This window comes from Actinomadura sp. WAC 06369 (assembly GCF_003947565.1).
Taxonomy (GTDB): Bacteria; Actinomycetota; Actinomycetes; order Streptosporangiales; family Streptosporangiaceae; genus Spirillospora; species Spirillospora rifamycini.
The window spans coordinates 59,895-83,460 of sequence record NZ_QHJN01000010.1; the positions used below are offsets into that span (position 1 = coordinate 59,895).

Here is a 23,566-nt window from a genome sequence, read left to right on the forward strand (position 1 = left end):
CGACGGGCCGGGCGTATCCTCCGTCCGGTGAAGCCGCTCGAGCTCGATGAAGTGGACCCGGACGACACGCGGACCGCGCTGGGCGGGAAGTGCCGCGGCCTCGCCGTGCTGCGGCGCCACGGGTTCCGCGTGCCCGCGACATGGGTGCTTCCGGCCGGACCGTCCCCGGCCGATCTCGGCGGCGCCGACCTCGGCGGGCTCGCCGGCCCGGGTTCGTGGGCCGTCCGCAGCTCCGCCGCCGTCGAGGACGGGCCGGGGCACTCCTTCGCCGGGCTCTTCCGCACCGAACTGGGAGTCCCGTTCGACGGCCTGCCGGGCGCCATCGCCCGGGTCGCCGGCTCCGGGGCGGCCGAGCGCGTCCGGGCCTACCAGGCCAGGGCCGGCCTCGCCGTCCGGGACGTCGAGGTGGCCGTCGTGCTCCAGCGGTACGAGCCGCCCCGGGCGGCCGGAGTGTGGATCGGACGGACGCCGGACGCCGGCCGCCTGGAGTGGGCGTCCGGCGAGGCCGAGGAGTGCACCGGCGGGAGCGGCACCGGGCCCGCCGGGCGGGCCTGCCTCGGAGTGCAGCGCGCTCTCGGAGGCGTGGCGGACCTGGAGTTCGCCGTCCTGGAGTCGGGATTGACCTGGGTGCAGTACCGGCCGGTCACCCGGCCGGTGCCCGAACGGGTCGAGAACGCCGGGCCGCTCACCGGCGTCCCCGCGTCACCGGGCGTCGTGACGGGCACCGTGGCGCGCCCGGCCGATCCGTACGACCCGTCCTGGCGGCCCGGGTCGGTACTGGTGGTCGCCGACACCGGTCCGGACTGGGTGCCGCTCATGGCGGAGGCGGCCGCCATGGTCACCACCGTCGGCGGGAATCTGTGCCACGCCGCCATCGTCGCCCGCGAGCTGGGCGTCCCCTGCGTCACCGGGGTCCGGGACGCGCTCCTGAGGCTGGGCGACGGAACGCGCGTCACGGTCGACGGGGGCGCCGGCGTCGTCAGGGTGACTGGGCGATGAGCAATTCGTACAGGTCCCCCACGGTCTCCACGTCGACGATGGCGGGCACATCGATCAGCGACGTGCCGTAGGTCAGCTCCAGGACGACGAGCAGCTCCAGGGCGTCGAGGGAGTCGAGCCCCAGTCCGCGCGCGATATCGTCCTCCGGGCGGATCGTGCGCCGGATCCGCTTGGCGGTCTCGTAGGCGTCCTCCAGGACGGTGAGGAACTCATCCAGCGAAGGCCGACTCGACATGGACCTCTCCCGTCGTTCCGTCGATGGTGATCAGATCCCCCGGGCGCAGCGCGGAGACGTCGGGGTGGCCGACCACGGCGGGCAGCCGGTGCTCGCGGGCCAGGATGGCGATGTGGGACATCGCGCTGCCCCGCCCCGTGACGACCCCGCCGACCAGGCCCAGCAGGGGCGCGGCATCGGCGTCCGCCGACTCGCAGACCAGGATCGCGGCCCCGTCCTCGGGGACGTCGTCGGCGGGCGGGTGCACCACCACGCCCGTCACGCGGCCGGGCGACACTCCCCGGGCGCGGGCCGCGCCGGGCCGCACCGGCCCCGCCCCGCCGGAGAAGTCGAGGCGGTCGGGCATCGGCGTCCCGACCGCCTCGGCGCAGGCGGCCGCGCGGTCGGCCGCGCGGTCGGCGAGGCCGGGAGCGAGGTGGACGCGGCGGAGCTCCTCGATCGTGAGGTAGGGCCATTCCGTATCGTCCAGCGACCAGTGGCGGGCCAGCTCCGGCAGCACCCTGCGGTGAACGTGGAGCGTCCGCATGACCAGGGATTTCGAGTGCTCCCTGGAGGCCATCATCTCCGCCATGATCCGGGCGAGCGCGCCGACCGGGCGACGGCGCCGCCGGCTCAGCATGCCGATCGCGGCCTCGGCCGGGTCGACGACGGGATCGGTGCCGGGGCCGCCGCCGGGCTCGGAGCCGGGTCCGGTGCCCCGCCGGACGGCGAACCGGGACCACGGCTCCCGCCCCTCGGCCACCTCGTAGAACGAGGTGCCCAGGAACTCGCCGGGCGCGAGGTCGCCGGTGAAGGCGTGCAGCCGGTCCCACACCAGTTCCCCGGGCCGGTTGAGCCACGGGGTGACGGTCTCGGCGTGCGGGACCATCAGGCCGTTCACCCGCCGTTGCACGACGGCGAGCGGCACCAGCCCCGTGGCGGCGACGATGTGGGCGTCCCAGGCGTCGTCCAGGATCGGCGCGGCGCGCGTGAGGACCTCCACCATGCCCGCCTCGCTGCGCAGCGACACGGCGGTACGGGCGAGCATCTCCAGGTCGGCGACCTCCTCCTCCAGCCGCAGCAGCGACGGGCCGAGCCGGGTCAGCTCGCGGATCAGCCGCGGCAGCGCGGCGGCCTGCCGCAGCCCGCCCTCCCGCGCCTTCCCGAGCCGCGGCGGGCGGGTCCCCTCGAAGTAGGCGGCGGTGACGTCCTCGGGGCTCACCATGGGCAACCGGCTCGCCAGCCGCGTGTAGGCGGACAGGTTGTGGTAGGGCTTGCACGCGAAGTAGCCGACGAAGACGTAGTGGCCGCCCTGGGCCCAGGGGCGCTCCCCCCAGCAGCGCCGGACCAGGCGCCGGGTGGCCCGTTCCATGGGCGTGCCGACCAGCGACCAGGACACGGGCGAGATCCGGTCCGGCGCGACCTCCCCGAAGTTCCCGGCGCTGTAGACGGGGAACGCCGGGTTCGGGTCGACGTCGATCGGCGGGAAGCGCGGGTTCATGCGAAGACCTCCCGGCCCGTCGCCTCGAGGTATCCGGCCGGGCAGCGCGGCGGACCGCCCGGGACGGCGTCCAGGACGGACGGGTCCAGGTCGAACCACGGCTCCGCGTAGCCGAGGAGGGCGTCCGGCGTCCCGGTGCGGGACGCGAGGAGGCGCTGCAGGCGGCCCACCGTCGCGCTGTCGACGATGCGCGGGACGCGGCCGAGGGGGCGGCACAGCGCCCGCAGCACCTCCGCGAGCGTGGGGTCCGCGGGGTCGAACCAGGTCCAGGTGCGTCCCGAGGCGGGCGTCTCGACCGCGCGGTGCACCACCTCCGCCGCACCCGTCACCTCGCCCGCGTAGCACGGGAAGTCCCCGCCCTCGCGCAGGTGGACCGGGTATCCCTGGAGCAGCGGCGGCAGGACGGCGAGCAGGCCGTGCCGCGCCGACAGGGCGCCCGCCGCCGGGGGGACGCCCAGGAGCGGGCCGAACCGCACGCTCGTGGACGGCACGTCACGGGCCGCCCGCACGAGACTCTCGGCGACGTACTTGCCGTACTCGTACCAGTTCCGGAACGTCTGGCCGACGTACAGCTCGCGGTTCCCGACCCGGCCGGACGCGCGTCCGAGCGCGAGCAGCGACGAGACGTGGACGAGCCCGGTGAACCGGTCGCACGTGCGGGCCAGGCCGAGCACGCTGCGGATCCCCGCGGCGTGCAGGTCCAGGGCCGTGTCCGGCCCGCAGTCCCAGTCGACGCTGCCGAAGGCGGTCACGATGTGGGTCACCTCGGCCCTGACCTCCTCGAGCGCCGCGCCCGCCAGCGCGAGCGCCGGCCGGGTCACGTCGCCCCGCAGGGTGCGCCGCGCGGGTCCGCCGCCGGAGCGGCTGAGGCCGATCACCTCGTGGCCGGCCCGCTCCAGGCGGGCGCACACCGCGCCGCCCAGGTAGCCCGAGGCGCCCACGACGAGGACCTTCATCCGGGGAACCTCGCCATCGAGCCGCCGGCGGCCACGGCGTCGGGCCGCCGCGGCGGCCCGAACAGCAGCCCGGCGAGCAGGCCGAGGCCGGCTTCCGGGAGCCCGCCGCCGAGCAGGGCCGCCAGCCGCGACCGGTCGAAGACGCGGTCCAGCCCGACGTAGCGCAGCCCGATGAGCGCGTTGTGCGCCGTCGGCGTCAGCGGCAGGAACCGGTGGGCGTTCTGGCTCGTCCAGACGATCTGGCGGGCCGACGCGGAGACGACGCGGGGCGCGCGCCGGAACCGCTCCGGATCGGCGGTGAACGCCGCGTCCAGCAGGCCGCGGACGCTGGGAGCCGTCTCGCCCAAGCCGAGATGGCAGATCAGCGCCTCGGTGCCCGGCAGCCCCGCCAGCCGGCGCACCGCCCGCAGCAGCGTGCGCGCGGCCACGTCCCTGGGGAGCGCGTCCACCCGCGCGGCGGGCATCGCGGGCAGCACCCCGCCGGGCAGGTCGTCCCAGCGGTCCGCGAGCATGTAGAGGGAGTTGCGGCGGAGCGTCCGCCCCGTCGCGCTGTTGCCCACCAGCGCGCACAGCCGGAGGATCAGCAGCGGGGAGTCCTCGCCGGCCAGCGCCGTCAGGCGCCGCTCCGCCAGCAGCTTGGCCTGCTCGTAGACCGTCCGGTCGGCACGGCGCGGGTACGGCTGTTCGGCGACCGCGCCGACCGCGCCCCCCGCCGCGTAGACCGACCCGGCGTACAGGTAGGGGATGCGGCGCCCGGACAGCGCGGTGAGCTCCCGGGCCAGGAGGTACCCGTGCTCGGCGCCCAGCACGTGCGTGGCGTAGATGTCGCTGCCGCGTCCGGCCCAGTTGGTCTGGCCGGCGAGGTTCACGACGGCGTCGGCCTCGTCCGCGAGCCGCCGGACCGCGGCCTCGTCCAGGCCCCAGCGGTGCACCCGCACATCGCCCCGCACGGGTTCGCCGACCAGCGCCGGATCGGGCGGCCGCAGCCGCCCCGCCGTCCGGCGTCCCGGCTCCGGGACGCGCAGCAGCGGGATCATCGTGCAGCCCGCCTCGCCCATCGTCTCCAGCAGGCCGGCGCCGAGCTGACCGGTGGCGCCCGCCACCAGGAGCCTCATTCGCCGGTCCCGACGGTGGCGTCGTAGGCGGCGAAGTCGGGGACGAGCCCGGACGCCACCATCTCCCACATCATCTCGTCCGTCCCGCCGCCGACCCGGCCGATCCGGACGTCCCGCCACATCCTCGCCATGGGTGTCTCGTCCTCCAGGTATCCGGCGCCGCCGAACAGGTGCATGCATTCGGTGACCGTCTTCTCCGCGAACCGGACGGCGGTGACCTTCAGCGCGGCCGCCTCCCGCGCGCCCGCGCCGCCCGGCTGGAACGCCGTCGCGGCCGCGCCGTGCACCCCGGAGCGCAGCACGACCAGTTCGGCCTGGAGCCGCGCCAGCCGCAGGCGGAGCGCCTGGTGCTCGATCAGCGGCCGGCCGAACTGCTCGCGGCGGTGCAGGTGCGCGCAGGCCAGCCCGATCGCCAGCTCGCACACCCCGACCGCGTGCGCCGCGACGGCCATCCGCTCGTGGCTCAGCGCCCACGTCGCCACGGTCAGGCCGAGCCCGGGGCGGCCCACCATCGCCTCGCCGGGGACCCACGTGTCGACCGCCGTCCAGGTGGTGTCCAGCGACGCGGTGCCCAGCTTGGTCAGCCTGCGGACCTCGCGCAGGCCCTCGGCGGGGACCTGGACCAGGCTGAGGGCGGCGAGGCCCGAGTCGCCCGTACGGCACAGGAGCAGGGCGAAGTCGGCGGCACGCCCCAGCGACAGGAACTTCTTCTCACCGCGCACCCGCCAGCCCGTCCCGTCCCGGACCGCCGTGGTCGCGATGCCGTTCAGATCCGAGCCGCCGGTGGGCTCGGAAGCGCCGAAGCAGCCGACCAGATCGCCGCTCAGCACGCCCTCCAGCGTGCCCGCGAGCAGGTCCGACCGGCCGTACCGGGTGAGGGCCGCGGCCACGGTCTCCACCACGATGCCGACGCCGATGCCGACACCGCCCGCCCGGGCCAGTTCCTCCGCCAGGATCGCGGCGCGCCCCGGATCGCCGCCCGGACCCGGCGTCCAGCGTTCCCGGACCAGCCCGGTGCGGCCCAGCGCGGCGAGCGCCGCGCGGGGGAACTCGCCCGCCTCCTCCGCCGCCGGCACCAGCGGCATGATCCCGTCGTCCACGGCGGCGCGGACCCGGTCGCGGAAGGCGTCCACGTGCGGGCCGGTGAGGCCGGCCCCGTACAGCGGCGGCGTCACGGCCGGGCCCCCGCGTGCTCGGACGAGGCCAGCAGCGGGCCGTCGATCTCCCCCGCCAGCAGCCGCCGCCACATCGTGCGGCGGCGGGGCTTGCCGCTGGAGGTCAGCGCGATCACGCCCGCCTTCACCCGCACGACGCGGACGGTCACGTCCGGACCCACCAGCGGGGCGAGGCAGGCGACGACGTTCTCCGCGGACGGCGCCGCCGTGAGCACGCACACGGTCGGCTCGTCACCCAGATACCCGGCGAGCACGGCGGTCCGCTGCCGGGTGAGCAGCCCTTCCTCCGCGAGCGCCGCTTCGAGGTCCTCCACGTACACGTTGCGCCCGCGCACCTGGAGGCTGTCGCCGATGCGGCCCACCACGTACAGCTCCCCGTCGAGCAGGAAGCCCGCGTCGCCGGTGAACAGCTCGCCGTCCTCGAACCGGGTGGCCCGGTCCTCCTGTTCGCTGGTGTGGCCCAGCGCCACCGACGGCCCGCGCACGGCGATCTCTCCGAGGCTCCCGTCCGGGAGAGCGCGGCCGGCGTCGTCGACGATCCGCACCGTGAGCCCGTCGAGCGGAGTCCCGCAGCCCACGTGCCAGGTCCCGGGTCCGGCGGGCGGGCGGCGCGAGACCGTCGCCGAGCCGACCAGCGGCAGCGGCTCGCCCATCCGGACGGGTCCGGGGGCGACCGCGACGGCTCTCGCGACCCGGCCCAGCGGTGCGCAGGAGACGCCGAGCGTGGCCTCCGCCAGCCCGTAGGCGGGTCTCAGCGCCGACGGGCGCAGGCCGCAGGGGCCCAGCAGCTCCAGGAACGCGGCGGCCGCGTCCAGGCGGACCCGTTCGGCGCCGGTGACGATCGCCTCGACCCCCGACAGGTCCAGCCCGCCGAGCCGGTCGGGCCGGACGCGCCGCACGACGTACTCCAGGCCGAAGTTGGGCACCAGCATGACCGTGCCCGGCCGGCCGTGGTGCTCGCGCAGCCAGCGCAGCGGCTGCTGGACGAACTGCTCGGGCCGCATCAGCCCGACGGACTCCCCCCGGACCACCGGGGTGAGCAACCCGAAGATCAGACCGAGGTCGTGGTACAGCGGCAGCCAGGACACGCCGGTGCCCGCCGCCCGGTCGGCCCAGCGCTGCCCGATCATCGCGATGTTGGCCTCCAGGTTGCCCCGGCTCACCCTGACGCCGCGGGCCCTGCCGCGCGAACCCGAGGTGAACTGCAGGAGGGCCGTCTCCGCCGGCGCCCACGGTCCGGGCTCGGCGTCGCGCGCGTCCGGGGGCGGGAGGACCGCGCGGGACGGCCCGGCGACGTCGGCCGCGACCTCGGCCAGGTCCCGTTCCGCGAGGACCAGGGCGGCGCCGCACTCCTCGATCACGTGCGCCGCGTGCGCACGCCACCGCCGGGTGTCGCCGAGGGCGGCGGGCGGGGCGAGCGGCGCCGGGGTGCCGCCGGCCGCGAGGACCCCGAAGAACGCGGCGGCGAACCCGGGCCCGGTCCGGTGCAGGACGGCGACGGCCTGCCCGGTGGTGAGCCCGTGGTCGCGCACGTCGCGGGCGGTCGCGCGGACGAGCCCGGCGAGCCGCGTGTACGGGACGGACTCCCAGGTGCCGTCGTCGGTCAGGTACCGCAGTCCTTCGGACGCCGACGGCGCGTCGAGCCATTCCAGGAGCCCGGCGGTCACGGCAGCTCCAGGGTGAGCCGCAGGTCGCGGTGCAGTTCCATCCAGACCTCGTGGTAGGAGTCGCAGAGCACGCCGGTCAGCGCGGTGGAGTCCCCGGACTCGAAGCGGTCGCGCGCGGCGGTGAGGCGGCTCGCGTACCTGGCGTAGCGGGGCCGTGCGCCGGCCATCCGCTCCGCCACCGCGAGCAGGTCCCGGTGCAGCTCCGCCAGTTCCGCGCGGGCGGCCGCCTCGGCCGTCTCCCCGAGTTGCCGGCGGGTGCACAGGTCCTTGACGCGGTGGTCGAGCGGCAGGAACCGCTCGTGGCAGGCGCGCAGCACCCCGGCGGCATCGGGCGCGAGGTCCGCGCGCAGCTCCGCCGCGTGCAGCGACCGTCCCCGGGCGGTGACCCGCCACGCCTCGCGGGCGGCCACGAAGACCGCCGTGCCCGCGGCGGCGTGGTCCTGCGCGGCGCGCCGGACGGCGGGCTCGGGGCGGCCGGTCATCAGCGTCAGGTGCGCGGTTCCCGCCGTCCCCTTCACGCACAGGGCGTGCAGCACCTCGAAAGCGTCCCTCACCGGTGCCCTCCGGACGCGGCGGCGGGCGCGGCCACCGCGTCGGCGAAGCCGAGCAGGACACGCGCGGGCAGGTCCTCCGTCAGCTCGGCGGCGGCCTTCCGCGCGAGGCCGCGCTCCTCCAGGCAGGCGGCGGCCGCCGCGGCGAGCGCCGCATCGCGCAGCCCGGCGTCGGCGGCGAGCCGCGCGGCGGTGAGTCCGGGCTCGTCGAGCAGCTCCGGGAGGGCCGAGACCCGCCCGTCGAGCAGCGCCGCCAGGGAGGTGTCCAGGCGGGTGCGCTCCCCGCGCAGCGCGAGGAGGTCCTCGGCGTGCACGAAGGCGCGGCCGCAGTGCCGGCCGAACTCGCGGAGCGGGGCGACGGCCCCGGAGGGCGCGTCCGCGAGCAGCGCCCCCGCCCGGAGCGGATACTCGAACATCGCGGCGAACACGTCGGTGGCCGAGGTGCCCGGGGCGGCGTCCAGGTACCGGGCCCGCAGCACCGTCAGCTCCGCGAGCCAGTCGGAGAACGACCACGACAGCTCGGGTGCGTGCTTGGCGACCAGCGTGCACGCCTGGGCGAGGAGGAAGTCCCCGGCGAGGACCGTGGTGGCCGACGACCAGTCGACGCCCCGGCCGCCGGGCAGCGCGGGCGCCGCCGGGCCGAGGAAGGCCAGCCCGCCGAGCGAGGCCAGCTCGATGGCCGAGCCGGTCGTGACGCGTCCGATGTCGGGGAACGCGCCGGCGCTCATGAGGCCGGCGCACAGCAGCACCGCCGGCCGGAGGCTGCGGTGGGTGGGCCCGCCGCCGGTGATGAGCATCCGCGCGATGAACGGCCACTCCCGCCGGACGGCCGCGACCGACACCTCGTCGCAGCCGGCGAGGAAGGGCTGCAGCAGCAGCGACTCCTCCGCGCCCGCGTCGAAGGGCTCGGCGGCGGTCACGCCCGCGATGCCCTCGGGCAGCAGCACCGCCCGGCGGCCCTTGGAGAAGAACGGGTGGTCGCTCTCGGCGGTCGCCGCGAGCACCCGCCAGGCGAGGTGGTAGCGCCGGGCGGCGTGCCGGGCCGTCTCGAAGTAGCCGACGAACGCCCGGGCGAGCGCCCTGCCGTAGGAGCGCGCCGCCGCCTCGGGGTCGCCGGGGTGGCGGGCGATGGACTCGGCGGCCAGCAGCCCGCTCTGCACCGCGTAGCTCAGCCCCTCGCCCGTGAACGGGTTGACGAGGCCGGCGGCGTCGCCGACCACCAGGCGGCCGTCGTCCACCGCCTGCTCGGGGGCGAAGCCGCTGTCGACCGGGCCCCACGAGAGCGGGCCGTCCGGGCGTGCTCCGGCGAACCGCGGATCGGCCTCGGCGAGCCCCTGGAGGGCCCCGGCCATCAGGGCCTCCGGGTCCCGGCCGCCTCCGGTGACGCTGATCGTGACCCCGCCGCCGGAGGCGGGCAGCACCCAGACGCAGGACGGCTGGGCCTTGGGGTCGGCGGCGTCGGGAGTGACCAGCTGGAGCAGGATCCGGTCATCGGCCTCGACACCGGTGAAGCGGCGCGCGCACTGCGACCGCGCGCCGGCGGCGCCGGCATCGCCGCCGGCATGCCGGCGGCTCGAGGCGGCTCCGGTGGCGAGGACGACGTGCGCGGCGGTGACGACCGAGCCGTCCGCCAGTGTCGCGCGGTGGCCGTCGCCGGTGCGGTCCAGGCCGGTCACCCGTCCGCCCAGCGGCACGGCCCCCGCCTCGGCGGCGGCACCGCGGAGCGACGCGGTCAGGCGGGCGCCGTCGCACACGGCCATCCCCGCGTCGTCGATCACGCGCCGGGTGCGGGCGCCGAACCACAGGTCGAGCGTCTCGATCGGACGCGTGGACGCCTCGTCCCATCCGCCGAGCGTCCCCAGGGCATGGCGGGCGGGGCCGCTGACGATGACGTCGTGGAACGTTCCCCCCGGCGGGTCGTCGCAGAGCGCCGTCCGCAGGCCCCGGCGGGCGAGGGCGGCGGCCGCCGCGGTGCCGGCGGGGCCGCCGCCGACGACGAGGACATCGACCTGCTCGGTCACGGGCGTCTCCAAAGTGTGGTCGGTCGTCATCGGTCGGTGAACAGGAGGTGGACCGAGGTGCCCATGGCGAGCGGCCCGGCGACGAGGTAGGCCGCCCACGCCGCCAGGGTCTGGGAGTCCAGGACGACGATGAGCGCCACCAGCGCGAACGGCGCGGCGAGCCCCGCGGCGACCTTGCGGTCGGCGAGCAGCAGCAGCACCGGCGCCGCCGCCAGGGCCAGGCCCGCCAGCCCCGCCGTCAGGCGTCCGGCCGCCGCCCGGCGCGCCTCCTCCTCGCTGAACGCCGCCATGAACGGCACGGCGTCCGCAAGACCGGCCAGCAGGAGGCTCCCGGCCACGGCGACCAGGGCGAACACCAGCATCGCGAGGACGGTGACCGGCGTCTTCGGCGCCAGTACCGCGCGCAGCGCCAGCGCCGCGCCGACCGGCACCGTGGCCAGGCACGCATAGAGGGCCATGGAGCCCCCGGAGATCCCCGGTATGACCAGGAGCACGGGGACGAGCGCGGTGACCAGGACCACCAGGGCGGGCCCGCGTTCGCCGGCCAGGTGCAGTGGCAACGCGCCCGCGGCGACGAGCGCGGCGGCCGGGAACACCGCGACGCGTTCGCCCTGCAGCGGCCGCGCGGCGGCGAGGTCGGTGCGGCCGGACCAGTCGTACAGGCCCTTGAGCAGCAGCACTGCTCCGACGACCACCAGCACGCAGCCGGGCACCGTCAGCGCCATCGGCCTCGCCGGCACGCCCACGTCCCGTCTCCTTCGGCGCGGATCATTCGGTGACGGTGACGGGCTCGGCCGCGCCGAATCCCATCTGGCCGTCGTCGCCGGTGATGGCGAGGCTGACGGTGTAGGTGCCGGGCTCGGCGTAGGTGTGGGTGACCTTCGCACCGGTGGCCAGCGTCCCGTCGGCGAACTCCCACAGGTACTTCTCGACCTCGCCGCCACCCGAGCCGGTCGACTTGGAGGCGTCCAAAACCACGGTGTTGGGGCCGGTCCGCTTCATGGTGATCTCGGCCTTCGGCGGGCTCTTGGGCCGCGCGAGCTCGGTCGTGGTGACGCGGACCCGCGTCGGCCGGTCGCCGCCGGTCAGCTCCACCTTCCAGCCTCCGGCCGCGGCGCCGGGCACGTACACGCTGTCGTAGGAGGCCCGCTTGGTGCCGTTCCGGCGGTGCCGCGCTTCGGACGTCCGCTCGCCGTTCGGCGACACCACCCGCATCGTGACGTCCCCCTCCTGCCAGGTCGCGCCGAACCCCGCGCCGAGACCGCCGCCCGCCAGCGCGACCGGGACCTGGACCGTCTGGCCCGGCTGGACCGTGACATCGTTCGCCTTCCGGGTCACCCCGGCGTCGCCGGCCACCCGGGCGGCCGGGGCCGGCCGCAGGAACGCCTCCCGGACGATGCACGCGGTGTTGGCGTAGCCGGCCCGGGTCGGGTGGAAGGACTCCTCGCGCTTGGTGGGCACGATTCCGTTGAGGAACCGCTCCGCGCCCTGCGGGGGGCAGATCTCGTGGCCGTCGCTCGAGTCGTAGAGGTCGATCGGCACGGCCCCGGCGATGGTGGCCGAGGTGACGAGGTAGTTGTCGAGCCGCTGGACCCAGCTGTTCATCCACAACTGGTCGGTGAGCCGGATCATCTGGCAGCGCTGGGTGGGCCACGGCACGTTCGACGTGCCGTCCCTCCCGCCCTCGTCGGGGAAGAACTTCGGATAGGTCGGCACGAAGATCCGCGCCTGGGGAGCGCGCCGCATGATCTCCTTGAAGATCTCCTGCACACGGTTGGTGTTCGCCGTGGTGCCCTCGTTGAGCCTGTCGAAGGCGGTCTGGAGCTTGGCGTCCTGATCGCCCTCGCAGGTCTTCAGCGCGGATGCCTTGACGCAGGCCGTGACGACGTCGGCGAACCCCATGTCGTTGCCGGAGATGCCGAGGGTCACGTGGGAGACGTCGGTGCCGAGCGCCTCGAACTGCGACGGCTCGCCCGACTTGCCGTCGTGGACGTCCTGGGTGGTGGCGCCGCTGCAGGCGACGAAGGTGAAGTCGCCGCCGAGCACGCCGTCGGCGTCGAGCAGCGCCGGGTGCGAGTACTGCGACCGGTGGCAGTCGCCGCTGTCGGGGTAGTAGTCGGCCGCGCCGACGCCGGCCTGGTAGGAGTCGCCCATCGCGACCCACCGGCCCGGCGCCGCGGCCGGTGCCGCCGGCGCCACCGCCGACGAGGCCGCGAGAACGGTGAAGCAGGTTCCCGCGATGAAAAGGCCGCGTTGTCGCATTTCACTTCCCCACCCAGGAGAAGGGCGTCCGCACACGTGGTATGCGAACGCCCCCGGACGTTGATCGCCATGATCGCAACACGCGACGATCTTGGTGTCAATGCTCCGAAGCGCGATTGGCAGAAACGGCCGGAACCGCCGGTCCTGAATTGGCGAGTTCCGTTAGATCAGGCCCGGTTCCAAAGACCCCTGGCCGGATGCGGCCATTTTTCGAGCGTTTACCGGGCTTCGGGCTAACGTGCCGCTGGTGATCAACTCTGCGGATCGTTCAGCTACGAAACGGTGGTCCGATGACTTCTGCTGAAAATACCGCACGACCCGATTACGGAAAGCGATCCCCCCAGGTCTCCCGACGCGGATTCCTCGGGAAGACGGCCGTCGCCGGCTCGGTCACGGCCGTGACCGCCACGATGCTGGGCGGGTCCGGCTCCGCCCAGGCGGACCCGACGGCCGCCGCGGGGGCACCGGACGCCGGGGCCTCGGGCGGGCGGTCCGGCGCCGCCGCGGCACCGCTCTCCCGGCGGCGGGAGATGCTGCTCCAGGTCGCGCGGGTCGGCGCCGTCTATCCGGTGGAGTTCCGCGGCTTCGGGGAGTCCGCCGAGGGAGCGGAGCGCGCCACGCCGGCCCGCCTGCGGGCGGCCGAGCGCAGGCTCGACCCCGAGCGCCTGGCGCGGGCCTGGGCGGGCGCCGACGCGCTGATCGCGCTGGGCCTGCTGGGCGCGGCGCAGGGCAGGATGCTGGCGGGCATCGGACGGCAGGCGGCGCAGGCCGACGCCGACGGGAAGCGGGACCTGCTGGCGTTCGTCGCGCTCGGCGTCGCGACCCTGTCCCCCCATTTCGACCCCGCCGACGACCATGTGGCGGAGATCTGGCTCGGCGGGCTCAGCGACCTGCAGCGTCGCGGCCGCCAGCCGCAGCCGATTCCCCCTTTGAACTGACGACGGAGGACCATGAACTACTGCGGGGACGACCAAAGCAAGCTGGAACGCGCCAGGCAGCAGATCTACGACGCTTACGGCTCGGACCCGAACGTCACCGGGGTCGGGATCGGCTTCCGCCGCCGGGCCGGCGTCACGACGGGAGAGCCCGCCGTCGTCGTCCTGGTCGCCAAGAAGCGCCGCGAGGCCCTGGTATCGCGCCGCCGGCTGCTGCCGCGCACGGTCGAGGTCGACTCCACGACGTACCAGGTCGACGTGATCCAGGCCGGCCCGTTCTCGTCGGGGGCGCAGACGGCCCTCGCGCCGGCGCGGGCGGCGGCCGGGCAGGAGATCACCGAGCGGATGCGCCCGCCGCGGCAGGGCGCCAGCGTCTCCAACCCCGTCGACGGCGTGACGGCCGGCACGCTCGGCCTCTTCGTGGTCGACAACACCGACGACACGGTTTGCGTGCTGACCTGCAACCACGTGATCGCGCGGATGGGGCGCGGCAAGGTGGGCGAGGCGATCATCCAGCCCGGCGCCTACGACGGCGGCACATCGCGCGACAAAATCGCGACCCTGAAGCGCTGGGCCCCCATGCCCGCGGCGGGGACGAAGGTCGACGGGGCCATCGCGCAGCTGACCGACCAGGACGCCTACACCCTGGAGGTGGCGCAGGACCTGATGCCCCCGGTCTCGGCCGACCACCCGGTCGTCGGCATGGTCGCCGCGGGCGACTCGTTCGGCGCCTGCCTGCTGACCCGGATGGACCTGACGCTCGACGCCCTCGACGTGCGCCTCCCGATCGGCCAGGCGTCCGCGTCCACGTCCGCCGCCGCCCTGCCGTGCGCGGGGCCGGGGACGGGGATCGCCGACCCCCAGCCGGGGATGGCGATCGAGAAGGTCGGGCGGACGACCGGGTACACCTCCAGCACGATCGTGGCGATCGGAGTCCAGGCGCCCGTGAGCACACCGATCGGGACCGTCATGTACCAGGACCTGATCTACACCGAGTTCTTCAGCAGCGCCGGCGACTCCGGGTCGGTCGTTTTCGTGGGCGGCGACGGGAAGACCCAAGTTCCGGGCGGGGTCATGCTCGAATGCGTCGTACTGGGGTCGCTGTCGGACTACTACCGCCTTCCGCTCAGGGAGGAAAACCCGCTCGCGGACAAAGTGCGCGACGAGTTCTTCCTGGAGAGCCTGACCGGAAAGCTGCTGGTCGAACTCACCTACGTGAACTCCCAGTCACTCGTGGATCGCTTGAAAGACCGGCAGGGCAGGGCGGACGAAGTCGCGTACGCGAACCAGTACTACACCAAGTACCGCGACTTCATGGCGGGCGTGCTCGACGATCCCGATTCGCCCGAGGTCGTCACCCAGGAACACCTCGACGACGCGTCCTTCATCATCACCGGCCTCGTACAGACCGTTCTGACCGCCGACGAATCCAAGCTCGCCCTCACGCTGTACCGGGATTCGCTCGTACCCACACTGGGGATGAACAGGCGGGAAGTGCACGCCTACATGAACAATCCCGCGGTGTACGGCCAGGTTCACGACGCCGTGGCGGCGGCCCCCGACATCGAGATGAACGCGCCGTTCAAGCACATGGAACCGGAGCCGACCGAATGACCGCCGTCCAGAGCCCGGCCCCCGGCGCGGAGCTGGGCTATTCCGCGCGGGTCCTGGCGAGGGTGGACGAGCTCGCCGCGGGGCTCGGGCCGTCCCTGCGGGGCCCGGTGGCCGCACTGGCCGCCAACCCGGGCAAGAGCCTGCGCTCGGGTCTGCTGGCGGCATGCGTGGGCGACGTCCCGGTGGACCCGGCGCGGCTGGTCAGGCTCGGCGCCCTGGTGGAGCTCGTCCACCTGGCGTCGCTGATCCACGACGACGTGGTCGACCGGGCGGCGCTGCGGCGCGGGCAACCGACCGCGCACACGCTCGTCGGCCCCGAACGGGCCTCCCTCGCCGGACTGGCCGCGTTCGCGCTGGCCGGCACCGAATCGGCCGACCTCGGCGCCGGGGTCGCCATGCTGGTCAGCCGCACGCTGAGCGAGCTCGCCCACGGCCAGCTCCTCGACATCGAGCGGACCTTCGACACCACCTACGCGCTCCAGGACTACCTCGAGCTCACCGAGCGCAAGACCGGCGTCCTCTTCCAGATGACCTGCCTGCTGGGCGCCGCGGAGGCCGCCCGCGCCGAACGGGAGGTCCGGGCGCTCTCGCTGTTCGGCCGCGAGTTCGGGATCGCCTTCCAGATGCTCGACGACTGCCTCGACCTCACCCCGGGCGACCTCGACAAGTCCGTCGGAACCGACCACATGCTGGGTCTCTTCGGCGCGCCGACGCTGTCGGCGCTCGCCGCCGACGATTCGGGCGCGCTCGCCGAACTCCTGCTGTCGCCGTCCTTCACCGCCGGCGACCTGCCGGCCGTGCGCGCGCTCATCGAGTCGTCCGGCGGCCTGGACCGGACCATGGAACTGGCGCGCGAGCACCTCGACCTCGCCCGGGAGGCCCTGGACGACGTCGCCGAGGACGCCCGCACGGCGATCCTCGCCATCCTGGCGAAGGTGGAGTCGCGCCTCTGACGGGGCGCGCCGGCGGCGGCCGGCCACCGACGCCGAACGCGCCGGGTCCGCCCGCCTCCCGGCCCGCTTCGTCGACGGCTACGGCGACCGGAGTCGCGCCTCCCCCGGCCGCCTCCGGTCCTAGACGAGCGCGGCGACGCCCTCGTACGCGCCCCGGCGCGCACGGCCGGCCACCTCGTACTCCAGGAGCAGCAGGCCGTTCGGCGTGGCCTCGTGGCGGAGCAGGCGCAGCCCGGACGACTCGCCCGCGCCGGACACCAGCCGCCGACCGGACCGCAGGACGACCGGGGCGACCACCAGGCGGAGCGTGTCGACCAGGCCCGCCGCCAGCAGCGCGTCGCCGAGGCGGGCGCTGCCGTGGATCTGGAGTTCCCGGCCCGGCCGCGCCTTGAGCTCGGCCACCGTCCGGACCGGGTCGCCCCCGAGAACGGTCGTGGGGTGCCAGGACCCCTCGGTGAGGGTGCCGGTCACGACGTACTTCGGCAGGGAGTTCATCCGCTCGGCGAACGGGTCGGCCGGGTCGGTGATCCGCGGCCAGTCGCGCGCGAACGCCTCGTAGGTCCGCCGTCCGAACAGCAGTCCGTCGGCGAGGTCGAGCCATTCGGACGCCCGCCGGGCGAACGCGCCGTCCATGTGCGGGACGAGCCAGCCGCCGCCGGCGAACCCGTCCGAGGGGTCCTCGTCCGGCGAGCCGGGGCCCTGGCCGACGCCGTCGAGCGTGAGGAACTGGGTGAGGGCGAGTCTCATCGGGTGCCCTCCGCGAACGCGGCGAGCTGGGCGGCGACGGTGCCCCAGCCTTCGGCGAAGCCGAGTTTCTCGTGCAGGGCGCGGGCCTCCGGGTCGCCGTGCCGGACGACGATCCGGTAGGCCGTGCCGTCCGGGTGGTCGGCCAGCGTGATCGTCGCGGTCATCGCGACCGGCTCGGGAGTCACGGGCGCCCACGTGCTGTCGACCGCGTTGGTGAACACGAGGCGCTCGTGTTCCTCCGCGGCGAGGAAGCACGCGTCCATGTGCGGGACGAACGCCGCCCCGTCGTCGCTGTAGCGCGTGACGAACGCGCCGCCGGGCCGCGGGTCCAAGCGCTCCACCCGGCAGCGTGCCGGCGCCGGGACCCACCACCGTTCGAGCCGGGACGGGTCGGTCCACGCCCGCCACACGGCGGCGCGGGGGGCGCGGATGATCCGCTCCAGGCCGAGATCGAGATCGGGATTCACTTCGGGTCCTCCTCCGGGTCGGTGACGAACCGCTCGAGGCGGTCGGTGCGCTCCTCCCACAGCCGACGCTGCTCCGCGAGCCAGTCGTCGATCAGGGCGAGCCGTTCGCGGTCGAGCACGCACGTGCGCACCCGGCCGGTCTTGATCGTGCGGATCAGCCCGTTCGCCTCGAGCGTCCGCACGTGCTTCATGAACGAGGGAAGGGTCATCGGGAACTCGCCGGCGAGGTCGCCGACGCTCGCGGGCCCGCGGCCGAGGCGCCGGACGACGGCGCGCCGGGTCGGGTCCGCGAGCGCCGCGAACACCCCGTCCAGTTGTGCCGAATACTGTGCCACGAAGCTAAGTATTACAGGCAGGCGATGGTTAACGCAAAGGCTAACTATCGGGCGCGGCCCTACCGCGCGAGTTGCGGGCGGCGGGGCGCGCGTACACCGCCGGTCGCATGGCGGGTCGCATCTTCGCGCCGAGCCGCCGCGGCCGTCCGGCCGTCTAGGCTGGCCGCATGCGTGCTCGATGGCGTGTGACGGACGAGGCGCTCGCCGTCGCGGTGCTGGTGGTGGTCGCCGTCGGCAGCATGCGGTCGCTCATCGGCGCGCGCGAGGAGCCGTGGGCGCAGACCGCGGCCGGCTGGGTGCTGATCTACATCGCCTGCGGGGTCCTGTTCGCCCGGCGGGCGCGACTCGCCGCGGCGATCGTGTCGACCGTCGCGACGGGCGTCTACTACGTCGTCAGCACCTACGACGGGCCGCTGATGATCGCGCCGGTCCTGGCGCTGTACCTGCTGGCGTCCCGGGGACGGCTGCAGGCGGCGTCGGGCATCGCGGCACTGATCGTCATCGGCACCGCGCTCGGTACGCTGTCCGGCAACGGCGACGTCAACGGTGTCGCGCTGTTCATGCTGGCGGGCTGGGTGGTGGCGATGGTGGCGCTCGGCTGGGTGCGGCACAGCCGCCGCGTCTTCCTGGCCGAGGCCGAGCGGCGGGCGGCGGGCGACGAGCGGCTGCGCATCGCCCGGGAGCTGCACGACGTCACGGGGCACCACATCTCGCTGATCAACGTGCAGGCGGGCACCGCGCTGCACCGCTTCCACCGCGACCCGGCGCAGGCCGAGGCGGCGCTGGCGGCGATCAAGGAGACGAGCCGGGAGGCGCTGCGGGAGCTGCGCGCGACGCTCGGCGTGCTGCGGCAGGCCGACGAGGACGCGCCCACCGCGCCCCTCCCCGGCCTGGACCGGATCGGCGAGCTGGTCGAGCCCGCGCGGGCCGCGGGCCTGGACGTCCGCACCCGCGTCGACGGCGCGGACCGCCCGGTGCCCACCGAGGTCGGGCTGGCCGCCTACCGCATCGTCCAGGAGTCCCTCACGAACGTGGTGCGGCACGCGGGCGCCGCGCACGTGACCGTCCGCGTGGAGCGGGGCGCCCGGGAGGTGCTGGTCGAGGTCGCCGACGACGGCCGCGGCGCCGCCCCCGCCGACGCGGACGCCGCGGTCCCCGGCAGCGGCATCCTGGGGATGCGCGAGCGCGCCCGCGCGCTCGGCGGCGACCTCACCGCGGGCCCGGGGCCGGACGGCGGCCACCTGGTCCGCGCCCGCCTCCCGTACCGGAACGGAGACGAACGATGATCAAGGTCCTGCTGGCGGACGACCAGCGGCTGGTGCGGGCCGGGTTCGGCTCCATCCTCGACGACGAGGAGGACATCACCGTCGTCGGCGAGGCCGCCGACGGGGAGCGGGCCCTCGCCGCGTGCCGCGAGCTGCGCCCGGACGTGGTCCTGATGGACATCCGGATGCCGGGCATGGACGGCCTCGAGGCGGCCCGGCGGATCGCGCGGGACCGGCGGCTGGACGACGTCCGCGTCGTCATCCTCACCACCTTCGACCTCGACGAGTACGTGTACGGGGCGCTGCGCGCGGGCGCCGCCGGGTTCCTGCTCAAGGACACCGAGCCCGAGGAGCTGATCCACGCCGTCCGGGTCGCGGCGCGCGGCGACGCGCTGATCACCCCGTCGGTCACCCGGCGGCTGATCGCGGAGTTCGCCGGGCGGGTCACCGCGCCCGCGCCCGGCCCGCGGCTGAACGCGCTCACCGACCGGGAGCGCGAGGTGATGCTGCTGGTCGCGGCCGGGCTGAGCAACGACGAGATCGCCGCGAAGCTCGTGCTGAGCCCCGCGACGGCCAAGACGCACGTCAGCCGGATCATGTCGAAGCTGGACGTGCGGGACCGGTCGCAGCTCGTCGTCATGGCCTACGAGTCGGCGATGGTCAGCCCCCGCTGGATGAGCGGGCAGCAACCGGGGCGGTAGCCGCGGCGGGCCCCGCGCAACCGGGGCGGTAGCGCCGATGCCGTCCGCAGGCCGATGCCGCGGGGGACTCCGCGCCTCCACCGTGGGGGCATGACATCGACTGCGAGCAAGAAGGCCGGCGCCGCGCTCGTCGGCTTCCTCGTCGGCGGGGCGGTCGGCTTCGTCCTGACCGAGACCATCGCCATCTTCTTCCACTTCGTGCTGGACACCACCCTCGACGTCGAGGGCGACGCCGCCCTGCTCGCCCTGTTCGCCGGTCTGCCGCTCGCCGGCGCCGTCGCGGGCGCGGTCGTCGGCGCCCGGGTCGCGGGCCGCGGCGGGGCGGGGCGGTGAGCCGGATGAGCGCGAACACCGCCGAATCGGCCCGCGCGGGGTCGCAGGACGCGCGTCCGGGCGTCTTCGGGCGGCTGGCGTCCTGGTCGCAGCGGCACCGCTGGACGGCCCTGCTGCTCTGGGTCGTGGTCGTCGCCGGGATCACCGCCGGCTCGCAGGCCGCGGGCAGCGCCTACCACAACGACTTCTCGCTCCCGGGGACGGATTCGCAGGCCGCGTCGGACCTGATGGAGCGGCACGGGTCCGTGCAGGCGGGCGCGACCGTCCAGATCGTCATGCAGGACGCCGCGGGACTGCGCGGCGACCGGGCGGTCGTCGAGCCGATGCTCGACGAGGTCCGGCAACTGCCGGGCGTCGCCGAGGTCGGCGGCCCGTTCGACCCGCGCGGCGGCGGCGGGGGCCTCAGCGAGGACGGGACGATCGGGTACGCGGCCGTCACCCTCGACGGGTCGGCCGAGGACGTCCCGAAGGAGCACGTCACCGAGATCATGGAGACGGCGCAGGGCGCCGCGGGCGACGGGCTGCGGATCGAGCTCGGCGGCGACCCGGTGCGGGGTGCCGAGGAGGGCGGGGGCGGCGCCGCCGAGGGCGCCGGGATGCTCGCCGCCCTGGTGATCCTCGTGTTCCTGTTCGGCTCCCTCGTCGCGGCGGCGCTGCCGCTGGCCACGGCGCTGTTCGCGGTCGGCGGCGCGGTCGGGCTGATCGCGCTGGCCTCGCACGTGTTCACCGTCGCCGACTTCACCCCGCCGATCATGATGCTGATCGGGCTCGGCGTCGGCGTCGACTACGCGCTGCTGATCTTCTACCGGTTCCGGCACGAGCTGATCCGCGGCGCCGACCCCGCCGCCGCGACCCGCACCGCCCTCGACGCCGCCGGGCGCACCGTCTTCTTCGCCGGCTGCACCGTGATCATCGCGCTGCTCGGCCTGATCGTGCTCGGCCTCGGCGCCCTGCAGGGCGTGGCGCTCGCCGTCGCGCTGACCGTCCTGATGACGATGGCGGCCGCGCTGACGATGCTGCCCGCGCTGCTCGCCGTGTTCGGCGGCCGCATCCGGCGGCACGTCCGCAAGCGGGCGCACAAGGTGCGGGACGAGCGGTGGCGGCGGCTCGGCGCGGCGGTGCAGCGCCGCCCGTGGCCCGCGCTGCTGATCCCGGTCGTCCTGCTGCTGGGGCTGTCGGCGCCCGCGCTCGACCTGCGGCTCGGCTTCGCCGACGCGGGCAACGGCGCCGCCTCGAGCACCAGCCGCCAGGCGTACGGCCTGCTCGCCGAGGGCTTCGGGCCGGGCTTCAACGGGCCGCTGATCGTGGTCACCGAGGGCTCGCCCGCGGACCTGAGCGAGACGCTGCGCGACGCCCCCGGCATCGCCTCGGCGAGCCCGGCGTTCCCCTCGGCCGACGGCGGGGCGCACACCGTGATCGCCTACCCGGAGACGTCCCCGCAGGACGAGCGGACGGCCGACCTGGTCCACGACCTCCGCGACGGCGTCCTGCCGTCCCTGGCGGACCGCACCGGCGCCGAGTACCTCGTCGGCGGCCCGACGGCCGCCGCGCAGGACTTCGCCGACTCCGTCGCCGACCGGATGCCGCTGTTCGTCGCCGTCGTCGTCGGGCTGTCGGCGCTGCTGCTCATGGTGGTGTTCCGGTCGCTGCTGATCCCGCTCAAGGCGGCGGCGCTGAACCTGCTGTCGATCGCCGCCGCGCTCGGCGCGATCGCCCTCGTCTTCCAGGACGGCCGGTTCGGCGTCCCGCCGGGCCCGATCGAGTCCTTCATCCCGGTGATGATCTTCGCGATCGTGTTCGGGCTGTCGATGGACTACGAGGTGTTCCTCGTGTCCCGCATGCACGAGGAGTGGGAGCGCACCCGCGACTCGGCGCACGCGGTCCGCGAGGGCCTCGCCGCCACGGGCAAGGTCATCACGGCCGCCGGCGCCATCATGATCGTCGTGTTCGGCGCGTTCATCCTCAGCCCCGACCGGATGCTCCAGCAGTTCGGCCTCGGCCTCGCCGTCGCCGTCCTGCTCGACGCGGTCGTGATCCGCTGCCTGATCGTCCCGGCGGTCATGCGCCTGCTGGGCGACCGCGCCTGGTGGCTCCCCGCTCCCCTCGCCCGCGTCCTGCCCAGGGTCGCGCTGGAGCGCCCGGAGCACTGACCGTCCCGTTCCCCCCGTGCGGGCGCTCGCGACCACCGCGAGCGTCCGCGCGGGTCAGGCCGGCCGCACGCCGGTCGCGGCGAGGAACCCGGTCATGACCTCGACGAGCCGTTCGGGCTGGTCTTCCGGAACGAGCGTGGACGAGTCGGCCATCTCGACCAGCCGGCCCCGCGGGTACAGCTCGGCCAGCCGCGGGCCGTGCTCCCGCGGCATCAGCTTGTCGTGGGCGGCCCAGACGACCAGGACCGGACGGTCGAAGTCGCGCAGCCGCTCACTGTAGGCCAGGAGGGTCTTGCGGTCGGGCGCTCCCGTCGCGAACTTGACGAAGTCCCGGCGGACGGCCTTGTCGCGGACGGCCGGGGCGACCCACTCGTCCATGAGTTCCCTGGGGAGGCCGCGGCGGCTCATCGCCCCGTAGCCGCCGCGGGTGCGGCTGCTCAGCACCATCATCCGCAGGGCCAGCCGGGCACCGCCGGGGACCTTCAGGAGCGGGACCATCGCCTTGGCCGCCCCGGGCGGGAAGTTGTCGAACGCCTCGCAGGCGACCAGGACCATCCGTCCGATCCGCTGGGCGCGCCCCTCGGAGACCAGGAACTGGCCGCCGCCCCAGTCGTTGAGCACCAGGGTGACGTCGTCCAGGCCGAGCCGGTCGATGAACTCGCCCAGCAGCAGCGCCATGCCGGTCTGCGACAGGTCCGCGTCGGGGTTCATGGGGCTGCGGTGCGCGCCCATCGGCAGGGTGGGCAGCACGCACCGGTACCCCGGCAGCAGCGGCACCACCTTGCGCCACTGCTTCCCGTTCATCGGCAGGCCGTGCCCGAACACCAGCACCGGACCGTCCCCGCCGGTGTCCTGGTAGTCGATCGGGCCGGCGGAGAGTTCGAGCCGCGGCATCGCCGCCCCCTCTAGATAGATCGTTCTAATGTAGGCTAGCCCGGGGTCGCCGACCGGGCAATGTCCCCCGCGGCGGAAGGGACGCGACGATGGCCGAGCAGCCGGACACCCGGCGCAGGATCCGGGAGGCGGCCGGGACCCTGTTCCGCCGGAACGGGTACCCGGGCACCGGCCTCAAGGCCATCGCGGCCGCCTCGCAGGCCCCGTTCGGGTCGATCTACCACTTCTTCCCCGGCGGGAAGCGGCAACTGGCGGAGGAGACGATCCGCACATCGGGACCCGAGTACATGCGGATGGTCCTGGCCCTGCTGGAGAGCGCGGACGACCCGGTCGAAGCCGTCGAGCACGCCTTCGATGTCGCCGCGGTGCAGCTGTCCGCGACCGGCTACGCCGACGCGTGCCCGATCGCCACGATCGCCCTGGAGGTCGCGAGCACCGACGAGGTGCTGCGGGCGGCCACGGCCGAGGTGTTCGACGCGTGGATCGCCTCCGGCACCGAGTGGTTCGCCCGCCACGTGCCCGACCGGGCCCGCGCCCGCGAACTGGCGTACTCGATGATCATGATCTTGGAGGGCGCGTTCGTCCTCGCCCGCGCCGCCCGCGCCCCCGAGCCCGTCCGCACGGCCGGACGGACGATGGCCGACCTGACCCGCCGGGCCCTCGTCCGGGCGCACGGGCCGACCGCCCCCTGAGCGCACGGGCCGGGCACGG

The 23,566-nt window shown here is 75.0% G+C and carries 23 protein-coding genes; 9 read left to right on the forward strand and 14 right to left on the reverse strand.

From position 1 onward, the window contains the following. The first annotated feature begins 27 nt into the window (after positions 1–27). Entirely contained in the window at positions 28–999 is a 972-nt protein-coding gene (locus DMH08_RS41420; protein WP_125611912.1) for a PEP-utilizing enzyme, read from the forward strand. On the opposite strand, the gene DMH08_RS04630 is transcribed toward DMH08_RS41420, so the two are convergent. Genes DMH08_RS04630 through DMH08_RS04670 form a run of 10 tightly spaced genes read right to left on the reverse strand, consistent with a single transcriptional unit; the run spans position 980 to position 12,461 of the window. Further along, a complete protein-coding gene (locus DMH08_RS04630; RefSeq protein WP_125611914.1) occupies positions 980–1,234 on the reverse strand; it encodes a phosphopantetheine-binding protein in 255 nt (84 codons plus the stop codon). The two genes, DMH08_RS41420 and DMH08_RS04630, sit on opposite strands and share 20 nt — an antisense overlap. Next, entirely contained in the window at positions 1,209–2,714 is a 1,506-nt protein-coding gene (locus DMH08_RS04635; protein ID WP_125611916.1) for a PEP-utilizing enzyme, read from the reverse strand. Before DMH08_RS04635 ends, DMH08_RS04630 begins: the two co-directional genes overlap by 26 nt. Further along, a complete protein-coding gene (locus DMH08_RS04640) occupies positions 2,711–3,670 on the reverse strand; it encodes an NAD-dependent epimerase/dehydratase family protein (protein WP_125611918.1) in 960 nt (319 codons plus the stop codon). Before DMH08_RS04640 ends, DMH08_RS04635 begins: the two co-directional genes overlap by 4 nt. Further along, positions 3,667–4,785 carry an SDR family oxidoreductase gene (locus DMH08_RS04645; RefSeq protein WP_125611920.1) on the reverse strand — a complete coding sequence of 373 codons (1,119 nt, stop codon included), beginning with the start codon at positions 4,783–4,785 and terminating at the stop codon, positions 3,667–3,669. The genes DMH08_RS04640 and DMH08_RS04645 overlap by 4 nt, the downstream gene beginning before the upstream one ends. After that, positions 4,782–5,960: an acyl-CoA dehydrogenase family protein gene (locus DMH08_RS04650; protein ID WP_199747618.1), complete on the reverse strand. Its 1,179-nt coding sequence runs from the start codon at positions 5,958–5,960 to the stop codon at positions 4,782–4,784. The genes DMH08_RS04645 and DMH08_RS04650 overlap by 4 nt, the downstream gene beginning before the upstream one ends. Continuing rightward, positions 5,957–7,627, reverse strand: a complete 1,671-nt coding sequence (locus DMH08_RS04655) for an AMP-binding protein (RefSeq protein ID WP_158642247.1) — start codon at positions 7,625–7,627, stop codon at positions 5,957–5,959. The genes DMH08_RS04650 and DMH08_RS04655 overlap by 4 nt, the downstream gene beginning before the upstream one ends. Further along, positions 7,624–8,181, reverse strand: coding sequence for a hypothetical protein (locus DMH08_RS39945; RefSeq protein WP_026406062.1), 558 nt, complete (start codon positions 8,179–8,181; stop codon positions 7,624–7,626). The genes DMH08_RS04655 and DMH08_RS39945 overlap by 4 nt, the downstream gene beginning before the upstream one ends. Then, entirely contained in the window at positions 8,178–10,199 is a 2,022-nt protein-coding gene (locus DMH08_RS04660) for a lycopene cyclase family protein (protein ID WP_158642248.1), read from the reverse strand. The genes DMH08_RS39945 and DMH08_RS04660 overlap by 4 nt, the downstream gene beginning before the upstream one ends. Positions 10,200–10,225: 26 nt before the next feature. Then, positions 10,226–10,945, reverse strand: coding sequence for a hypothetical protein (locus DMH08_RS40845; protein ID WP_199747619.1), 720 nt, complete (start codon positions 10,943–10,945; stop codon positions 10,226–10,228). 22 nt (positions 10,946–10,967) lie between these two features. Beyond that, complete coding sequence (locus tag DMH08_RS04670; protein WP_125611926.1) at positions 10,968–12,461, reverse strand: PKD domain-containing protein; 1,494 nt, start codon at positions 12,459–12,461, stop codon at positions 10,968–10,970. A gap of 398 nt (positions 12,462–12,859) precedes the next feature. On the opposite strand from DMH08_RS04670, the gene DMH08_RS04675 reads away from it, so the two are divergent. Genes DMH08_RS04675 through DMH08_RS04685 form a run of 3 tightly spaced genes read left to right on the forward strand, consistent with a single transcriptional unit; the run spans position 12,860 to position 15,963 of the window. After that, the gene (locus DMH08_RS04675; RefSeq protein WP_158642249.1) at positions 12,860–13,399 is read left to right on the forward strand and encodes a hypothetical protein; all 540 of its coding nucleotides are present in this window, start codon (positions 12,860–12,862) and stop codon (positions 13,397–13,399) included. 12 nt (positions 13,400–13,411) lie between these two features. Next, positions 13,412–15,010 carry a hypothetical protein gene (locus DMH08_RS04680; RefSeq protein ID WP_125611931.1) on the forward strand — a complete coding sequence of 533 codons (1,599 nt, stop codon included), beginning with the start codon at positions 13,412–13,414 and terminating at the stop codon, positions 15,008–15,010. Next, complete coding sequence (locus tag DMH08_RS04685; protein WP_125611933.1) at positions 15,007–15,963, forward strand: polyprenyl synthetase family protein; 957 nt, start codon at positions 15,007–15,009, stop codon at positions 15,961–15,963. Before DMH08_RS04680 ends, DMH08_RS04685 begins: the two co-directional genes overlap by 4 nt. Positions 15,964–16,083: 120 nt before the next feature. Here the strand turns inward: DMH08_RS04685 and DMH08_RS04690 are convergent, their stop codons facing one another. Genes DMH08_RS04690 through DMH08_RS04700 form a run of 3 tightly spaced genes read right to left on the reverse strand, consistent with a single transcriptional unit; the run spans position 16,084 to position 17,512 of the window. Then, on the reverse strand, positions 16,084–16,710 hold the full coding sequence (locus tag DMH08_RS04690) for a dihydrofolate reductase family protein (protein WP_125611935.1): 627 nt from the start codon (positions 16,708–16,710) through the stop codon (positions 16,084–16,086). Continuing rightward, the gene (locus DMH08_RS04695; protein WP_026406069.1) at positions 16,707–17,177 is read right to left on the reverse strand and encodes an SRPBCC domain-containing protein; all 471 of its coding nucleotides are present in this window, start codon (positions 17,175–17,177) and stop codon (positions 16,707–16,709) included. The genes DMH08_RS04690 and DMH08_RS04695 overlap by 4 nt, the downstream gene beginning before the upstream one ends. Next, entirely contained in the window at positions 17,174–17,512 is a 339-nt protein-coding gene (locus DMH08_RS04700) for an ArsR/SmtB family transcription factor (RefSeq protein WP_026406070.1), read from the reverse strand. Before DMH08_RS04700 ends, DMH08_RS04695 begins: the two co-directional genes overlap by 4 nt. 167 nt (positions 17,513–17,679) lie before the next feature. Here DMH08_RS04700 and DMH08_RS04705 point away from each other — a divergent pair, with 167 nt between their 5' ends. From DMH08_RS04705 to DMH08_RS04720, 4 genes are all read left to right on the forward strand, one after another. Further along, positions 17,680–18,798: a sensor histidine kinase gene (locus tag DMH08_RS04705; RefSeq protein ID WP_125611936.1), complete on the forward strand. Its 1,119-nt coding sequence runs from the start codon at positions 17,680–17,682 to the stop codon at positions 18,796–18,798. Beyond that, positions 18,795–19,478: a response regulator gene (locus DMH08_RS04710; RefSeq protein WP_125611938.1), complete on the forward strand. Its 684-nt coding sequence runs from the start codon at positions 18,795–18,797 to the stop codon at positions 19,476–19,478. Before DMH08_RS04705 ends, DMH08_RS04710 begins: the two co-directional genes overlap by 4 nt. Positions 19,479–19,568: 90 nt before the next feature. Continuing rightward, positions 19,569–19,811, forward strand: coding sequence for a hypothetical protein (locus tag DMH08_RS04715; protein ID WP_125611940.1), 243 nt, complete (start codon positions 19,569–19,571; stop codon positions 19,809–19,811). A gap of 5 nt (positions 19,812–19,816) precedes the next feature. Next, the gene (locus tag DMH08_RS04720) at positions 19,817–21,961 is read left to right on the forward strand and encodes an MMPL family transporter (RefSeq protein ID WP_125611942.1); all 2,145 of its coding nucleotides are present in this window, start codon (positions 19,817–19,819) and stop codon (positions 21,959–21,961) included. Between the two features lie 54 nt (positions 21,962–22,015). Here the strand turns inward: DMH08_RS04720 and DMH08_RS04725 are convergent, their stop codons facing one another. Then, positions 22,016–22,855: an alpha/beta fold hydrolase gene (locus DMH08_RS04725; protein ID WP_125611944.1), complete on the reverse strand. Its 840-nt coding sequence runs from the start codon at positions 22,853–22,855 to the stop codon at positions 22,016–22,018. A gap of 89 nt (positions 22,856–22,944) precedes the next feature. Between DMH08_RS04725 and DMH08_RS04730 the strand changes: the two genes are divergently transcribed. Then, positions 22,945–23,547, forward strand: coding sequence for a TetR/AcrR family transcriptional regulator (locus DMH08_RS04730; protein ID WP_125611946.1), 603 nt, complete (start codon positions 22,945–22,947; stop codon positions 23,545–23,547). Positions 23,548–23,566: the final 19 nt, after the last annotated feature.

What these genes read in the sequence shown, in the direction of transcription:
- DMH08_RS04630 (WP_125611914.1), bottom strand. Translation starts at nt 1,234, where the DNA reads ATGTCGAGTCGGCCTTCGCTGGATGAGTTCCTCACCGTCCTGGAGGAC.
- DMH08_RS04690 (WP_125611935.1), bottom strand. Translation starts at nt 16,710, where the DNA reads ATGAGACTCGCCCTCACCCAGTTCCTCACGCTCGACGGCGTCGGCCAG.
- DMH08_RS04685 (WP_125611933.1), top strand. Translation starts at nt 15,007, where the DNA reads ATGACCGCCGTCCAGAGCCCGGCCCCCGGCGCGGAGCTGGGCTATTCC.
- DMH08_RS04725 (WP_125611944.1), bottom strand. Translation starts at nt 22,855, where the DNA reads ATGCCGCGGCTCGAACTCTCCGCCGGCCCGATCGACTACCAGGACACC.
- DMH08_RS04715 (WP_125611940.1), top strand. Translation starts at nt 19,569, where the DNA reads ATGACATCGACTGCGAGCAAGAAGGCCGGCGCCGCGCTCGTCGGCTTC.
- DMH08_RS04710 (WP_125611938.1), top strand. Translation starts at nt 18,795, where the DNA reads ATGATCAAGGTCCTGCTGGCGGACGACCAGCGGCTGGTGCGGGCCGGG.
- DMH08_RS04635 (WP_125611916.1), bottom strand. Translation starts at nt 2,714, where the DNA reads ATGAACCCGCGCTTCCCGCCGATCGACGTCGACCCGAACCCGGCGTTC.
- DMH08_RS04680 (WP_125611931.1), top strand. Translation starts at nt 13,412, where the DNA reads ATGAACTACTGCGGGGACGACCAAAGCAAGCTGGAACGCGCCAGGCAG.
- DMH08_RS04645 (WP_125611920.1), bottom strand. Translation starts at nt 4,785, where the DNA reads ATGAGGCTCCTGGTGGCGGGCGCCACCGGTCAGCTCGGCGCCGGCCTG.
- DMH08_RS04640 (WP_125611918.1), bottom strand. Translation starts at nt 3,670, where the DNA reads ATGAAGGTCCTCGTCGTGGGCGCCTCGGGCTACCTGGGCGGCGCGGTG.
- DMH08_RS04670 (WP_125611926.1), bottom strand. Translation starts at nt 12,461, where the DNA reads ATGCGACAACGCGGCCTTTTCATCGCGGGAACCTGCTTCACCGTTCTC.
- DMH08_RS04705 (WP_125611936.1), top strand. Translation starts at nt 17,680, where the DNA reads ATGCGTGCTCGATGGCGTGTGACGGACGAGGCGCTCGCCGTCGCGGTG.
- DMH08_RS04720 (WP_125611942.1), top strand. Translation starts at nt 19,817, where the DNA reads ATGAGCGCGAACACCGCCGAATCGGCCCGCGCGGGGTCGCAGGACGCG.
- DMH08_RS04730 (WP_125611946.1), top strand. Translation starts at nt 22,945, where the DNA reads ATGGCCGAGCAGCCGGACACCCGGCGCAGGATCCGGGAGGCGGCCGGG.